The organism is Dyella japonica, from assembly GCF_040545895.1.
GTDB classification, from domain to species: Bacteria; Pseudomonadota; Gammaproteobacteria; order Xanthomonadales; family Rhodanobacteraceae; genus Dyella; species Dyella japonica_D.
Genome location: NZ_JBEPMU010000007.1, coordinates 1 through 14,519, shown reverse-complemented (window position 1 = coordinate 14,519; position 14,519 = coordinate 1). Strand labels below are relative to the sequence as shown.

14 protein-coding genes are annotated in these 14,519 nt (G+C 64.8%); 8 read left to right on the top strand and 6 right to left on the bottom strand.

The features are described 5' to 3' along the window. Positions 1–42 precede the first annotated feature (42 nt). Entirely contained in the window at positions 43–1,302 is a 1,260-nt protein-coding gene (locus ABIC75_RS20740; protein WP_354015800.1) for an NAD(P)/FAD-dependent oxidoreductase, read from the bottom strand. An 80-nt stretch (positions 1,303–1,382) separates the two neighbouring features. Between ABIC75_RS20740 and ABIC75_RS20735 the strand changes: the two genes are divergently transcribed. The 4 genes from ABIC75_RS20735 to ABIC75_RS20720 all read left to right on the top strand — a co-directional run bounded on the left by ABIC75_RS20735 (position 1,383) and on the right by ABIC75_RS20720 (position 4,400). Next, positions 1,383–2,711, top strand: coding sequence for a hypothetical protein (locus ABIC75_RS20735; protein ID WP_354015799.1), 1,329 nt, complete (start codon positions 1,383–1,385; stop codon positions 2,709–2,711). Between the two features lie 95 nt (positions 2,712–2,806). Continuing rightward, a complete protein-coding gene (locus ABIC75_RS20730; protein WP_354015798.1) occupies positions 2,807–3,379 on the top strand; it encodes a C40 family peptidase in 573 nt (190 codons plus the stop codon). A gap of 130 nt (positions 3,380–3,509) precedes the next feature. Continuing rightward, positions 3,510–3,968: a MarR family winged helix-turn-helix transcriptional regulator gene (locus tag ABIC75_RS20725; RefSeq protein WP_354015797.1), complete on the top strand. Its 459-nt coding sequence runs from the start codon at positions 3,510–3,512 to the stop codon at positions 3,966–3,968. A 3-nt stretch (positions 3,969–3,971) separates the two neighbouring features. Continuing rightward, complete coding sequence (locus ABIC75_RS20720; protein ID WP_121878512.1) at positions 3,972–4,400, top strand: organic hydroperoxide resistance protein; 429 nt, start codon at positions 3,972–3,974, stop codon at positions 4,398–4,400. Positions 4,401–5,142: 742 nt separating this feature from the next. On the opposite strand, the gene ABIC75_RS20715 is transcribed toward ABIC75_RS20720, so the two are convergent. Both ABIC75_RS20715 and ABIC75_RS20710 read right to left on the bottom strand, forming a co-directional pair. Then, complete coding sequence (locus tag ABIC75_RS20715; protein WP_354015796.1) at positions 5,143–5,628, bottom strand: FKBP-type peptidyl-prolyl cis-trans isomerase; 486 nt, start codon at positions 5,626–5,628, stop codon at positions 5,143–5,145. A 48-nt stretch (positions 5,629–5,676) separates the two neighbouring features. Then, positions 5,677–6,921, bottom strand: coding sequence for an MFS transporter (locus ABIC75_RS20710; protein ID WP_354015795.1), 1,245 nt, complete (start codon positions 6,919–6,921; stop codon positions 5,677–5,679). A 154-nt stretch (positions 6,922–7,075) separates the two neighbouring features. Between ABIC75_RS20710 and ABIC75_RS20705 the strand changes: the two genes are divergently transcribed. From ABIC75_RS20705 to ABIC75_RS20695, 3 genes are all read left to right on the top strand, one after another. Then, positions 7,076–7,738: a class I SAM-dependent methyltransferase gene (locus tag ABIC75_RS20705; RefSeq protein ID WP_354015794.1), complete on the top strand. Its 663-nt coding sequence runs from the start codon at positions 7,076–7,078 to the stop codon at positions 7,736–7,738. A gap of 177 nt (positions 7,739–7,915) precedes the next feature. Beyond that, complete coding sequence (locus ABIC75_RS20700) at positions 7,916–9,247, top strand: DEAD/DEAH box helicase (protein ID WP_354015793.1); 1,332 nt, start codon at positions 7,916–7,918, stop codon at positions 9,245–9,247. Positions 9,248–9,497: 250 nt separating this feature from the next. Then, positions 9,498–9,944 (top strand): hypothetical protein, encoded by a 447-nt coding sequence (locus tag ABIC75_RS20695; RefSeq protein ID WP_354015792.1) that lies wholly within the window; start codon positions 9,498–9,500, stop codon positions 9,942–9,944. A gap of 20 nt (positions 9,945–9,964) precedes the next feature. Here ABIC75_RS20695 and rimJ read toward each other — a convergent pair whose 3' ends face one another. The 3 genes from rimJ to ABIC75_RS20680 are packed head-to-tail and all read right to left on the bottom strand — an operon-like array spanning position 9,965 to position 12,160. Further along, positions 9,965–10,510 carry a ribosomal protein S5-alanine N-acetyltransferase gene (gene rimJ / locus ABIC75_RS20690; RefSeq protein ID WP_354015791.1) on the bottom strand — a complete coding sequence of 182 codons (546 nt, stop codon included), beginning with the start codon at positions 10,508–10,510 and terminating at the stop codon, positions 9,965–9,967. Between the two features lie 2 nt (positions 10,511–10,512). Further along, positions 10,513–11,361 carry an S-formylglutathione hydrolase gene (fghA, locus tag ABIC75_RS20685; RefSeq protein ID WP_354015790.1) on the bottom strand — a complete coding sequence of 283 codons (849 nt, stop codon included), beginning with the start codon at positions 11,359–11,361 and terminating at the stop codon, positions 10,513–10,515. A gap of 49 nt (positions 11,362–11,410) precedes the next feature. After that, entirely contained in the window at positions 11,411–12,160 is a 750-nt protein-coding gene (locus tag ABIC75_RS20680; protein WP_354015789.1) for an SDR family NAD(P)-dependent oxidoreductase, read from the bottom strand. A 118-nt stretch (positions 12,161–12,278) separates the two neighbouring features. Between ABIC75_RS20680 and ABIC75_RS20675 the strand changes: the two genes are divergently transcribed. Then, the gene (locus ABIC75_RS20675; protein WP_354015788.1) at positions 12,279–14,162 is read left to right on the top strand and encodes a DEAD/DEAH box helicase; all 1,884 of its coding nucleotides are present in this window, start codon (positions 12,279–12,281) and stop codon (positions 14,160–14,162) included. The last annotated feature ends 357 nt before the right edge of the window (positions 14,163–14,519 follow it).

Below are 14,519 nucleotides of genomic sequence, written 5' to 3'. Positions count from 1 at the left end.
GCCATTCAACTTAAGCGAACCTGCGAGCAGGCCGCGTCAAGATCACACGCCAAAACGCGCCGGCGCATAAGGCGCAGGATCGATGGCCGGCGTGTCACCACGCAGCATCGATGCCACCAGCTCTCCCGTGGCCGCCGACATGCTCACGCCAAGCATGCCGTGCGCCGTGGCCAGCATGAGGTTGGACCATAGCGAACTCGGGCCGATGATGGGCACTTCGTCCACGCTCATCGGCCGCCAGCCCCACCACTCTTCCTTCAGCTCCGGTCCCTCGGGCACGTGCAGCCCTTGCGCGGCGCCGCGACGCAGGGCATCGAGGCGCGTGCGATTGAGGCCTTCCGCATAGCCAGAGAACTCCATGGTGCTGCCCAATCGGAACCCGCTTTCCCAGGTGGTCACGCACACCGCCGCTTCGCGCAATACCAGCGCATGGCGTGGCGCCAGCGCGGGTCGCGAATAGGTGATCGAATAACCCTTGCCCGGTTGCATGGGCAGGCGCAGGCCCAGCGGCTTTGCCACCAGTGGCGACCACGCGCCCAGCGCCATCACCACACGGTCGCCGCGAAACACGCCGCGCGTGGTGCGCACGTGGTCGATGCGATCGCCCTGCATGCCGAACTGGTCGATGCGCGCGCCCGACTCGATCGTTCCCCCCATGGCCAACACGCGTTGCGCGAGTTCCGCGGCATAGCGATCCGGCCGCAGCCGCGCATCGCCCGGATGGAACAGGCCGCCGGCGACGCCGGGTTTCAAGGCGGGCTCGCGTGCTTCCACCTCGTCGCCGCGCAGGCGTTCCACCGCCACGCCGAGGCGATCGAGCACCTGCGCGTGATGGCGTTCGTCGGCCCGGAAGGCCTTGTCGTTGCGGTAGACGTAGAGCTCGCCTTCTTCGCCAAACTCGCAGTCGAATTGTTCATCGCGTACGAGGCCAGCCAGCAAGCCGCGCGAACGTTGCAGGATGGCCGACCGCGCATGCGCCGCGCGCTCGAAGTCGCGCCAGTTGCAGCGCCGCGCAAAGCCCAGCAGCCATCGAAAGCGCGGCCCGTCCAGGCGTGGATTGAGGTAGAGCGGCGCGTCCGCGCGCAGCATCGAGCGCAACGCGACGCCCAGCATGCCCGGCATCGCCAGGGGCGCCGCGTGGCTTGGGGTGATCGTTCCACAATTGCCGTGCGAACTGCCGCAGCCCGGGGTACCCTGCTCCAAAATGCGCACGGTAGCTCCGGACTTCAGCAGGTAGTAGGCACAGGCCAGGCCGATGACGCCGCCGCCGAGAATCAGCACATCACTGCGTGAAGCATCCATCCGGCTATTGTAGCGTTGCCACGGCTCGCTCCTAACCTCGAGGGATTAGTGCGATGGGAACGTCAGAGCAGTCCAGCAGGATGTTGGTCCAGTGGCGTTCCGCGATGGTGTTCGCGGCCATGCTGGCGGTTTGCGCATCGGCCACGCAGGCACAGGAGGTAAAGCGCCCGGCGCCCGCGCAAAGCGCGCCGACGCCTGAGCGTCCGGCCACGGCATCGTCCGCCACGGCGGTGGATCGCGATCTTTTCTCCGAAACGGCGCATATCAAGACCGACCTGGCGCGCTACTTGTATCTGCGCGAAGTGATGCCGCAACTCACCAAGGAAGACCGCCTGATCGACCAGCAATTGCTGGCCACCGTGGAAGACGAGCTGGGCCTGTACGACGAGGCCATCTTCGACTTTCCGTTCGACAATCGCGTGCAGACCTCGGTCACCCTGCCTGCTGCCGCCGACTGGGTACCCGCCGACGCCGCGACCGAGATCGCCAAGCTGGCCACCAACCGGCGCATCGTGATGATCAACGAAGCGCACCACGACGCGCATACGCGCGAACTCACCCTGAGCCTGCTGCCGAAACTGCGCGCGGAAGGGTTCACTTATTTCGCGGCGGAAGCGCTGGTCAACAACGACACCCAACTCATGTCGCGCGGCTACCCCGTCGCCACCAGCGGCAGCGAGTACCTGCACGAGCCGCTGTACGGGCAGATCATTCGCGAAGCCATCCGCCTCGGGTTCAAGGTGGTGGCCTATGAATCGGAAGCCGATGCCCTGGCCGATCGCGAGTCCGGTCAGGCGCAGCTGCTCTACCGCCAGGTGTTCAAGAACGATCCCAAGGCGCGCTTGTTCGTGCATGCGGGATATGCGCATATCGACAAGGCCATCGGCAATCTTGGCAAGACCATCAAGCCGATGGCCATGCAGCTCAAGGAACTGACCGGCTTCGATCCGCTGTCCATCGACCAGACGCGCTGGCGCGATATCGGCCCGATGCCGAAGACGGACCTGTACAACCATCTGTCCGCCGCGTTCCCGGTGGACAAGCCGTCGGTGCTGCTCAGCCGGCAGAACGGCAGCGTCTGGGCGTCCGATCCCGATCGCCACGACGTCGACGTGATCCTCCCGCGCTCCGGCCACCAGCGCCGGCCGCACTGGCTGGAACTGGGTGGCGCCCGGCAGACGCGCGTGATTTCCAGTGAGATGTGCCAGCGTCAGTTCCCCTGCGTGGTGGAGGCGCGCTACGCCAACGAAAGCGATGACGCCATTCCCGTGGATCGCTACGTGCTGCTTGCCGACAACACCATCAACACGCTCTATCTGTGGCCCGGTGAATACAAGATCAGCAGCCGCGACCGCGAAGGCCGCAAGCTCAGCGAGCGCCGCGTGACGGTGGACAAGCCCGACTCATGAGCGCCGGAGACTTCACCTCCAGCAATCACTGAGAACTTTCTTCCAACTTATTGATTTGATAACCTCGGGCTCGTCTCAAGCAACGGGGGATAGAGATGCGCCTGAAGTTCGCCGATCCTTCCGACCACCGGTTGGCGTTCTGGCGTACCGCGCGCCATCTACTGCTCGTTGCCGTCGCACTCTCGTTGGCGGCCTGCGCGAGCAACAGCCGCCGCCCCGAGCCCACCTACAAGGATTCCCGCTCGTCGCTGGCCAATCTGCCTGCCCGTGCGCCCACGGGTGCCACGGGCACGGCCAACGACGTGCTGTTTCGCGCCATCGCCCTGGTCGGTACGCCGTATCGCTGGGGTGGCAATACGCCGGATGGCGGCTTCGATTGCAGCGGGCTGGTCGACTACATCTATCGCAACGCGGCCGGCCTGAGCCTGCCCCACAGCTCCCGCGAAATGTCGCAAATGAGCGGCTCGCGGGTGCGTCAGATGACCGACCTGATCAGCGGCGACCTGGTCTTCTTCGGTGGCTCGGGCGGCATCAGCCACGTGGGGGTCTACGTGGGCAAGGGGCGCTTCGTGCACGCACCCAACAGCGGCGGCACGGTGCGGCTTGACGACATCGACGGCCCGTACTGGCGCGATCATTTCGAGTTCGGCAAACGCCTGCTCGACTGATCCGGGCGGGCCCCGCCTGCCTCAATCTCTTTCACGCAGCGCACGCCCGCGGGCCTCTTAGGCTCCGTCTATCGTCACGATCAGAAAATTGAATTGTACACAATTTAATTTTGCGCTTAGGATTTACCCCATGAAGCGGCAACCCACTCCCGACCAACTCCTGCTCGACCAGCAACTGTGCTTTGCGCTGTATGCCGCGTCACGTTCGGTGACGGGTCTGTATCGGCCGCTGCTGGAACCGCTGGGCCTTACCTATCCGCAGTACCTGGTGATGCTGGTGCTGTGGGAACAGGACGGGCTGACCGTCCGCGAACTGGGCCAGCGCCTGCAACTCGATTCCGGAACGCTCACCCCGCTGCTCAAGCGCCTGCAGGCGGCCGGTCTTGTCACCCGCCAGCGCCGCAAGCAAGACGAGCGCGAAGTGGACATCCGCCTTACCGACGCCGGCCTGGCCCTGCGAGACCAAGCCAGCGGCATCCCCGAATGTCTCGCGCAGTGCATGCAATTGCCGCTCGACCAAATGCAATCGCTGCGCGATGAACTGAAGCGACTTACCCAACTGATCCAACACTCCCCAAACGAGGACTGACCCATGAACATCAGCAAGATTCTCTACACCGCTACCGCCACCGTTCACGGCGGCCGCGAAGGCCACGCCAAGAGCGACGACGGCGTGCTCGATCTGCAGTTGGTCGTGCCCAAGGGCCTCGGTGGTCCGGGCGGCAACGGCAGCAATCCGGAACAGCTGTTCGCCGCGGGTTATGCGGCCTGCTTCGAAGGCGCCGTGCGCTTCGTCGCCCGCCAGCAGAACGTGACGTTGAAGGACGCTTCGGTGACCGCGCATGTGGGCATCGGTCCGCGCGAGCCGACGGGTTTCGGTATCGCAGTGAAGCTGGAAGTGAATCTGCCGGGCATCGACCGCGCCGTGGCGCAGGAGCTGGTGGATACCGCGCATCGTGACATCTGCCCGTATTCGCATGCGACGCGTGGCAATGTGGATGTGGAGATTACGTTGGTCTGATGTTGGTTCAGACGGTTGGAATGGCAACGGCACCGTGAGGTGCCGTTGTTGTTTGTGTGTTGGTGATGCGCAGGCGGAGCGCGCGGGTGCGATGGTTTTGCCCGAGTTCGTCATTCCTGCGAATTCCTGAAGGAGGCAAGAGCACGCGGCGCCTTTCAGTACCCAAAGGCCTTCTTGCTCGTCATTCCGGCGGAGGCCGGAGGCGCTTTTCAACAGCCGAAGGCTGGTCATCCAGTGACTTTGCACTTGGTTATCGCGAGTCCGTTGCTCGCTCTTATGCGGCGATCTCGCCAGCGTGCCGCTTACGCAGCGGGCGTTTCGATCGGCTGCCGCCGCTCGAGTCACTTTTCTTTTGCTGGCCCAAAAGAAAAGTAACCCAAAGAAAATGGCCTTTAGAGCGATAGGCTCATAGCGTTCTGTGGGATACGAGCTTTGAAGGTTTTGGAGCCCGGAACGTCACGATCTCTCTAATCAGCGGTACGGCTACACCGCCACGCATCGATGCGAAGAGGACTTAAAGCGGACTGCAGCAGGTCGGAAGCCCGCCGCAGGCGAGCCAGGCCGCGGTAGCGCCATAACCGAGCGAACAGTCACTGGATGACCAGCCATTCGGCTGTTGAAAAGCTCCTTCTTTCGCAGGAATGACAAACAAAAAAGCCGCTCCGTTTGGAGCGGCTTTTTTGCAACTTGCCTCACGGCACTCCCCTTCCCCTTCCCCAACGGAGAAGGGAACCAAGGCAAGTCAGTGCGCGTCCGCACCCGGCGGATGCGCATGACCATGCGCAATCTCTTCCTCGGTGCCATCGCGCACTTCATTGATGGTCACATCGAAATTCAGCGTCTTGCCCGCCATCGGGTGGTTGAGATCCACGTCGACGGTGGTCATGCCCACCTTCTCCACCACTACGACGCGGTGACCGCCTTCCTTCAGCGCCAGCACCGTGCTCATGCCGGGCTTGAGCTTGGCGGCCTGCTGGAAGTACTTCTTCGGCACGCGCTGGGTCATGCCCGGCTGGCGCTCGCCGTAGCCTTCGCCCGGGGCCACTTCGACCTGCAGGTTCTCACCTGCCTCGTGGTCTTCCAGCGCCTTTTCCAGGCCCGGGATCAGCTGGCCGTGGCCGAGCAGAACCCACAGCGGTTCGTTGCGGTCGAGGGAGCTCTCGACCTTTTCACCGTCCACCGTCAGCGTGTAGTGGAGCGAGATGACCTTGTCCTTGCCAGCCTTCATTGCGTGTCTCGTGATGGATCAAACGTTGAATTCTAGCAGCCTGCCCGGCTACTCGCCCGTGCCCGGCTGAGGGCGGCCGAACCGGGCCCCGCGGGCCTCGGGACCGGCCCAGGCCAGCACGGCCAGCAGCACGGCGACGGCGGCGATCCAGGCGGACATGGCGAACGCCAGGCTGCCGCCATGCTGCTTGGCGATCCACAGCTGGGCGTTGGCGGTGACCGCCGCCAGCAGGTTGCCGGTCTGGTAGGCGAAGCCGGGCAGTGTGCCGCGCATGCCCTCGGGCGCCAGTTCGTTCAGGTGCGTGGGCACCACGCCCCAGGCGCCCTGCACCATCACCTGGATCAGGAAGGCGCCCAGCGCGAGCAGCGGCAAAGTGCTGCCGTACATCCACAAGGGAATCACCGGAATGGAAAGCAAGGCCGCGAGGATGATGGCCTTGCGCCTCCCAATGCGCTCGGACAGCGCGCCGAAGAACAGGCCGCCCACCAGCGCGCCAAGGTTGAGCATCGCCACCAGCATGAAGGCCGTGCCCGAACCGGTGGGCAGGTGCAGGCTCTCTTCCTCGAACGTGTGGTACAGGTCCTGCGAGCCGTGGCTGAACATGTTGAACGCCATCATCAGCAGCATGAGATAGATGGCGAGTTTCCAGTGGCCGCGCATGGATTCGAGCAGGCCCTTCTTGTCCTTGGCCGCGCGTTCCTGTTGCCACACTTCCGACTCGGGCACGGTGCGGCGGATGTACAGCACCAGCAAGGCCGGCAAGGCGCCGACGATAAACAAACCGCGCCAGCCGATGTGATCCACCAGCAGCCAGTTCACCAAGGCGCCGAGAAAGAAGCCGACGGGATAGCCACTCTGCAGCAGGCCGGACACCACGCCGCGGGCCTTCGGCGGAATCGATTCCATCGCCAGCGAGGCGCCGATGCCCCATTCGCCGCCCATCGCCACGCCAAACAGGAAACGCAGCACCAGCAGCATGGTGAGCGAGGTGGAAAAGGCCGTGGCCAGCTCGAACAGCGAAAACAGAATCACGTCGAGCATCAGGATCGGGCGTCGGCCATAACGATCGGCCAGCCGTCCAAACAGCAGCGCACCCAGCGGACGCGCCGCCAGCGTGAGCAGCAGGCCGAACGCCACCTCTTGCTTGCCGACGTGGAATTCCTGCGCCACGCCCACGATCACGAAGGTCAGCAGGAAATAGTCGAAGGCATCCAGCGTCCAGCCCAGGAAGCTGGCCAGCACGGTATGCCGCTGGGTGGTGGTGAGTTCCCGAAAGGGCGCGAACGGCGACATGTGCAACTCCATCCAGACCAAGGGTGACCGCCCGCGCGGCACGCAGGGCGCCAAGCGAACCATCACCGCCGCCGCAGCGCAAGCCGGGAGTGGCGTTCACCGATGTTTGAATGCATGCTCGCCTTCACATCACGCAGCCATGGAGTGGGCTCACATGTCGAACATGGATGCCGCCATGTACCGCATCGCCAACTCGTATGAGCACTGGCTCCAGCGCCGCTATGTGAAGGGCAAGCTGGCGATGGACCCTGCCTACGCGGCAACGGCGGCGCTGATCAAGCATCGGCCGATGCCACTGCTGGACATCGGCTGCGGCATTGGCTTGCTTGGCCAGTACCTGCATGCGCGAGGCATCGTGACGCGCTACCTGGGCGTGGACAGCGATCCGCGCAAGATCGAGGCGGGTAACCGCGCGCTACGCCAGGCGGGGCTGGATGGCGTACTGCAACTTCGCCAGACCGATGGCACATCACAACAACCGATACGCGGCCACGTGGCCCTGCTCGACGTGCTGCACTACCTGCCCCGCGACGGCCAGCACGCGCTGCTGGACAACGCCATCGCCCATCTCGCACCGGGCGGCCTGCTGGTGATCCGCAACGTGCTGCGCGAGCGCAGCTGGCGTTATGCCTATACGCGTGTCTCGGAGTTCTTCCTGAGCGCCAGCGGCTGGATGCGCGTGGGCGCGCAGCATTATCCCAGCGCCGATGAACTGCGCAGGCAGCTCGAAACGGCCGGTCTCACGGTCACCATCCGCTCCCTGCATGGAAAGACGCTGTTCGATAGCTATCTGCTGGTGGCAGCGCGGCCCAAATAGGCCAAATGCCTTGCTGTGGAAGGCTTCGCGCCGGGTTTCCGATGCCATCGATTGGCAAACCCGGCAGGTAATTCATATTTGCGCTATACTCCCCTGTCACGACATTCCGTCGTGCCTCCCCCATTTGATACTGCAACGCGGTTCGATTCGAACGCTCCGGGTTGCTCTGGAGCTTCCATGACTTTCGAATCGCTGGGCCTTGCGCCCGCGTTGTTGCGCGCGCTTGCCGACCAAGGCTACGCCGAACCCACTCCCATCCAGGCCTCGGCCATTCCCGTAGTGCTGGAAGGTGGCGACCTGCTCGCCGCCGCCCAGACCGGTACCGGCAAGACCGCGGCGTTCGCGCTGCCGCTCTTGCAGCACCTCTCCACGGCTGGCGCCACCATGACCCGTCGCCCCCGCGCCCTCGTGCTCACGCCCACGCGTGAACTGGCGGCGCAGGTGCATGACAACCTGCGTGACTACGGCAAGTACCTGCGCGTGAGCAGCACCACCATCTTTGGTGGCGTGAGCATGGGCCCGCAGATGCAGGCGCTGCGTCGCGGCGTGGACGTGGTCATCGCCACGCCGGGCCGCCTGATCGATCACATGCAGCAGCGCTCGGTGGATCTTTCCGGCGTGGAAGTGCTGATCCTGGACGAAGCCGACCGCATGCTCGACATGGGCTTCCTGCCGGCGCTCAAGCGCATCCTGTCCGCGCTGCCCAAGCAGCGTCAGACGCTGCTGTTCTCGGCCACGTTCGCGGGCCCGATCAAGGCACTGGCGATGCAGTTCATGCATAACCCGCGCGAAGTGTCGGTGACCCCGGCCAATAGCGTGGCCACCACCGTCACGCATCACGTGCATCCGGTGGATGCCGCCAAGAAGCGCGACCTGCTGCTGCACGTGCTGTCGCAGGACAGCCGCCGCCAGACGCTGGTGTTCAGCCGCACCAAGCACGGCGCCGACAAGCTGGTGACCTTCCTGGGCGCTGCCGGCATGCGTGCCGCCGCGATCCACGGCAACAAGAGCCAGAACGCGCGCACGCGTGCACTGAGCGATTTCAAGACGGGCCGCGTGACCGTGCTGGTGGCCACCGATATCGCCGCGCGCGGCATCGACATCGACCAGTTGCCCATCGTGATCAACTTCGACCTGCCGATGGTTGCCGAAGATTACGTGCATCGCATTGGCCGCACGGGCCGCGCCGGTGCCGACGGCATGGCCGTGTCGCTGGTGAGCCACGACGAGTCGGGCCTGCTGCGCGACATTCGCAAGCTGCTCAAGCAGGACATTGCCGTCAGCGACGTGCCGGGCTTTGAGCCTTCGCATCCGTTGCGTACCGATGCCAATGCGCCCAAGCCGGTGCAGGGCCAGCGCCAGGCGCGTCCGGCTCGCCCGCAGGGCGGTCGTCCGCAGGGCTCGCATCGTCCGCATGGCCACGCCGGCCATGGTTTTGGCGGCGGCGATCGTCCGGCCGAAGGCAACCGCAAGCGCCAGCGCCGCGGTCGTCCCGCAGCCAAGGCGTAAGCCTCATCGTGAGGCCTCGCGTTCAAAAACGTCGAGGCCTCGCGAATATTTGAATCATCGAGTTTCCTGAACCGTGATCTGCGACGCCGGTCCTTGGCGTCGATGAAGTGTGCGAAGGTGTAGGCCGCCGCGCTGCGGTGAGACCGCCCTAGCGCTTTGACAAGTCTCTCACTCGCTGGCCACGAGATTTGTCCAACCATCGTCACGGCAAAGGAGAAACGAGATGCGAGGCGAACGTTCCCGGCCTGTCATGATCGGTCTTGCGCTGCTCGCCATCGTGGCAGTGGTCGCCACCATCGCCATTCCCACCTGGCGCAATCACCGCGTTGCCGAACACCTCGATGAGGCGCTGCAGTCGGGCGAAGCGGCGAAACTGGTCGTGATGGAAGCCGCCACCGTGCGCGGCGGACTGAGCCAGCTCAAGCCCGGCGACCTTACCTTCAACGCCGCATCCTCGCTCAACGCCTATGTGTCGAAGATCGACGTGTCCGAAAGCGGCCGCGTCACCATCGCAACACGCAACACCGGTGCTGCGCCCGACCCCGTCTTCCTGCTCACGCCATTGGACAACTCGGCCACCGGCGGCAACGCACCGTTGATCTGGAGTTGCGACATCATCGCCGGCAACACCCAGCGGATGCCGACGCGCTGCGTGCGTCCCGCACTGCCCGCGCCGGCAACGACCATCAAGGGCTGAAACGTTCTGCCCTGTCGCAGCTACGGCTCGCGGATGCGAGACGTGAGCACGTGGTCCTCCCACACGCCGGCAATCTGCAGGTAGCCCTTGGCGTAGCCTTCGCGCTCGAAGCCCAGGCGTTCCAGCAAACGGCCGCTGCGTTCGTTGCGCGGCATGTAGTTCGCCATCACGCGATGCATGTCCAACTTATGGAACGCCCAGGGAAGCGCCGTTTCCAGCACTTCCTGCATCAGCCCCTGCCCCTGCCGCCGCAACGCGACGCTGTAACCCAGATGACAGGCCTGGAATGCGCCGCGCACGACGTTGGCGAAGGTGAAGCAGGCAAGGATTTCCTGGCCTGACAAATCCATCGCGAAGAACGGATAAGCACGATCCAGCCGTACCGCTTCGCGTGATTCGGCCAACGTCTGCACGCAGTGGTCGAGCGTGTAGTACGCCTCGTCGCGCAGCGGCTCCCACGGCGCCAGATGCTCGCGATTGTGCTCGCGATAGCGCAGCAGCTTCCACGCATCGGCCACTTCCACCAGACGCAACACGGTGCGTTGCGTAGTAATGGGATGGAACACGTTCACAGCCGGCCCAGCGCCTCGGCGTGATGACGAAGATGGTCGTCGATGAAGCTGGTGATGAAGTAGTAGCTGTGGTCGTAACCCGCGTGTCGCCGCAACAGCAGCGCCTGGCCGCCTTCGGCGCAGGCCTGGTCGAACAGTTCGGGTTTCAGCTGCGTGGTGAGGAAACCGTCGGCTTCGCCCTGATCGATCAGGATGGTGCCGTCGAAAGTCCGCCGGCGCACGAGTTCGCAGGCGTCGTATTCCGCCCAGGTCGCCGTATCGTCGCCCAGGTAGCGCGGGAACGCTTTCTGTCCCCACGGCACCTGGCTCGGCGCGACGATGGGAGCGAAGGCCGACACGGAGCGGTACTTGTCGCGATGGCGCAAGGCGATGGTGAGCGCGCCGTGCCCGCCCATCGAATGACCGGTGATGCCGCTGCGCGCGATGTCCGCCGGAAAATGCTGCGCAACGAGCGCCGGCAACTCATCGACCACGTAGCTGTGCATGCGGAAACGCGACGACCATGGCGACTGCGTCGCGTCGAGATAGAAGCCCGCACCTTCGCCGAACTCCCAATCGCCCGTCGCGCCGTCGAAGCCGGTCTGGCGCGGGCTGGTATCGGGCATCACCAGGATCAAGCCCAACTCCGCCGCGAGACGCTGGGCGCCAGCCTTGATGGTGGCGGTCTCCTCGGTGCAGGTGAGGCCCGCAAGGAAATACAGCACCGGGCAGGCTTCCTGCGCCGCTTGCGGCGGCTGGAACAATGCAAAGCGCATTGGTCCGCCGCAGTTGTCCGAGTGATGCCGGTAGAACCCCTGCACGCCGCCGTGGCAACGCTGCTCGGCGATCGTTTCTATCCCTGCCATGGTGATTCCTTCTGCCAAACCTGAACCCGCCAATGATAGTGCGACTGGCTCAGCGTTCCTGGTCGGTCGGGCGCATCAGCAATTCGTTGATGTTCACGTGCGCCGGACGCGACACGCAGAACACGATGGCATCGGCCACGTCCACCGATTGAAGCTGGCGCATGCTGTCGGCCCAGGCGTTGAGGTTGTCCTTGGTCGTCGCGTGGCCGATGTGATCGCGCAATTCGGTTTCCACCACGCCCGGCTCGATCACCGTGACGCGGATGTTGTGCTGGTAAACCTCGCGCCTTAGCGCTTCGGAAAACGCCACCACGCCGAACTTGGTCGCTGAATACGCCGCAGCATTGGGATTGGCCACGCGCCCCGCCGTCGACGAGATGTTCACGATGTGGCCGTCGCGACGCTGGCGCATGCCGGGCAATGCAGCCTGCGTGGATGCGATGAGGCTGAGCACGTTGAGTTCCAGCATGCGACGCCAACGCCCCAGATCGGCCTCTTCCACCGGCTCCAGGTACATCACGCCGGCATTGTTCACCAGGATGTCCAGGCGCCCGTAGCGCGCCTCGGTTTCCGCCACGATGCGCTTGGCCTCGTTCTCGTCGGCGAGATCGGCCACCAGCACGGTGGGGTCGGCGCCCAACGCCTGCAGCTTTGCCGCCAATGCTTCGAGCCTATCGCGCCGGCGCGCTGCAATGGCGACCTTGGCGCCCGCCTCGGCCAGGCCCAGCGCCGTGGCTTCACCAATACCCGACGACGCGCCGGTAACCAGCGCGACACGACCATCAAGACGTCCAGACATGAATAATCCTCTCGATTGAGCCATCAGCTGGCACAAAAATCCCAGTGGGGCCGGGCCAGCCTGTTACAATAGCGGCATTCTCCCGCATGCCGTCGTGCATGCCATGTCGAGGTTCCCCATGTCCTCCCCGTCTTCCGATTCCCAGCCGGCAGCCGTCGGCTTTGCTGCGCTTGGCCTTCATCCGGAGTTGCTGCGCGCACTCACCGACGTCGGCTACGAATCGCCCTCGCCGATCCAGGCCGCCACCATTCCGCCGCTGCTGGAAGGCCGCGACGTGCTTGGCCAGGCGCAGACCGGCACCGGCAAAACCGCCGCGTTCGCGCTGCCCATTCTTTCGCGCATCGACCTGAAGCCCGGCAAGCCGCAGGCGCTGGTACTCGCGCCGACGCGCGAACTGGCCATCCAGGTGGCCGAAGCGTTCCAGCGTTACGCCACCTACATGCCGGGCCTGCAGGTGCTGCCGATCTACGGCGGCCAGAGCTACGGCCCGCAGCTGCACTCGCTCAAGCGCGGTGTGCAGATCGTGGTGGGTACGCCGGGCCGCGTGATCGACCATCTCGATCGCGGCACGCTCGATCTCTCGGAGCTGAAGTTCCTGGTGCTCGACGAAGCCGACGAAATGCTGCGCATGGGCTTCATCGACGACGTGGAGAAAGTGCTGCAGGCCACGCCGCCGGAACGCCAGGTGGCGCTGTTCTCCGCCACCATGCCGGCACCGATCCGCAAGATCGCGCAGCACCACCTGAAGGATCCGCGCGAAGTCACGATCAAGTCGTCCACCACCACGGCGGCGAACATCCGCCAGCGCTACTGGTTCGTGAGCGGCATGCACAAGCTCGACGCGATGACGCGCATCCTCGAAGCCGAGCCGTTCGACGCGATGATCATCTTCGCGCGCACCAAGTCGGCCACCGAAGAGCTTGCCGAAAAGTTGCAGGCGCGAGGCCTCGCGGCCGCCGCCATCAATGGCGACATCGCGCAGCAGCAGCGCGAGCGCGTGATCCAGCAGCTGAAGGACGGCAAGCTCGACATTCTCGTGGCCACCGACGTGGCCGCGCGTGGCCTGGACGTGGAACGCATCAGCCACGTGATGAACTACGACATCCCGTACGACACGGAAAGCTACGTGCACCGCATCGGCCGCACCGGCCGAGCGGGTCGCAGCGGCGAAGCCATCCTGTTCGTCACGCCGCGCGAAAAGGGCATGCTGCGCGCCATCGAGCGTGCCACGCGCCAGCCCATCGAAGAGATGAAGCTGCCGACGGTGGAAGCGGTGAACGACGTGCGTATCGCCAAGTTCAAGCAGCGCATCAGCGACACCATCGCCGTGGGCGAACTGGAACTGTTCCAGCAGCTCATCGAACAGTACGAGCAGGAACACAACATCCCCGCCGTGGAGATTGCCGCCGCGCTGGCGCGCATCGCCCAGGGCAACCAGCCGCTGCTGCTGACCCCGCCGCCCAAGCGCGAGTTCGCGCCGCGCGAGCACGGCCGCGACCGTGAGCACGGCCACGAGCGTGGCGATCGTGATCACCGCGGCGAGCGTGAGCATCGCCCGCGCGACCGCGATGCCGCTCCGCGCGATTTCACCCCGCGTCCGGTGCGCGCGCACCACACGGAAGAAGGCAAGCGCACCTATCGCGTGGAAGTGGGCCATGAGCACGGCGTGAAGCCGGGCAACATCATCGGCGCCATCGCCAACGAGGCAGGCCTGGAAAGCGGCCACATCGGTCGCCTGAGCATCCGTGGCGAATACAGCCTGATCGACCTTCCCGACGGCATGCCAGCCGAAGTGTTCCAGCACCTGCAGAAGGTGTGGGTGAGCCAGCAGCAGCTGCGCATCAAGGAATGGGATGGCGATGACAGTGGCGCTGCCGATTCGGCACCGCGTCGTCCGGGTGGCTTCCGCCCTGGTTTCAAGAAGCCGGGTGGTGGCGGTGGAAAGCCGCGGCCGCATGGGCATAGTGGTGGCGGGAACAAGGGGCCGCGTCGCGGGAAGTAAGCGCGGCGTTGGTGCTATCGCACCTCGCTGCATGGTGGTCCTTGCGTAATCGGGGGACCCTGCTTCCGCATCGCTTGATTTTCGCGTTCTCGCGATCTAGCTCGCCTGCGGCGGGCTTCCGAACCGCTGCCGCGGTCCGGGTCACTTTCTCTTGCTTGCCCAAGAGAAAGTAACCACCGAGATGGTGGCAATGCCAAAGAGAAAGGCACCCCGGATGACGCGCCTTCCGGGCCTGCGGCCCTCCAGGTTCGCGGGCGGGCTTCGGGGTTTTTCGACAGGACATCCGTGTCCTGTCGAAAAACTGGCCGCATCCCTGCGGCCACCCTACGGGCTTTCCTCCACCCGCCCGCCGCTGTC

Coding starts and splice junctions, on each gene's coding strand:
- ABIC75_RS20740 (WP_354015800.1), bottom strand. CDS start 1,302: ATGGATGCTTCACGCAGTGATGTGCTGATTCTCGGCGGCGGCGTCATC.
- ABIC75_RS20735 (WP_354015799.1), top strand. CDS start 1,383: ATGTTGGTCCAGTGGCGTTCCGCGATGGTGTTCGCGGCCATGCTGGCG.
- ABIC75_RS20730 (WP_354015798.1), top strand. CDS start 2,807: ATGCGCCTGAAGTTCGCCGATCCTTCCGACCACCGGTTGGCGTTCTGG.
- ABIC75_RS20725 (WP_354015797.1), top strand. CDS start 3,510: ATGAAGCGGCAACCCACTCCCGACCAACTCCTGCTCGACCAGCAACTG.
- ABIC75_RS20720 (WP_121878512.1), top strand. CDS start 3,972: ATGAACATCAGCAAGATTCTCTACACCGCTACCGCCACCGTTCACGGC.
- ABIC75_RS20715 (WP_354015796.1), bottom strand. CDS start 5,628: ATGAAGGCTGGCAAGGACAAGGTCATCTCGCTCCACTACACGCTGACG.
- ABIC75_RS20710 (WP_354015795.1), bottom strand. CDS start 6,921: ATGTCGCCGTTCGCGCCCTTTCGGGAACTCACCACCACCCAGCGGCAT.
- ABIC75_RS20705 (WP_354015794.1), top strand. CDS start 7,076: ATGTCGAACATGGATGCCGCCATGTACCGCATCGCCAACTCGTATGAG.
- ABIC75_RS20700 (WP_354015793.1), top strand. CDS start 7,916: ATGACTTTCGAATCGCTGGGCCTTGCGCCCGCGTTGTTGCGCGCGCTT.
- ABIC75_RS20695 (WP_354015792.1), top strand. CDS start 9,498: ATGATCGGTCTTGCGCTGCTCGCCATCGTGGCAGTGGTCGCCACCATC.
- fghA (WP_354015790.1), bottom strand. CDS start 11,361: ATGGCAGGGATAGAAACGATCGCCGAGCAGCGTTGCCACGGCGGCGTG.
- ABIC75_RS20680 (WP_354015789.1), bottom strand. CDS start 12,160: ATGTCTGGACGTCTTGATGGTCGTGTCGCGCTGGTTACCGGCGCGTCG.
- ABIC75_RS20675 (WP_354015788.1), top strand. CDS start 12,279: ATGTCCTCCCCGTCTTCCGATTCCCAGCCGGCAGCCGTCGGCTTTGCT.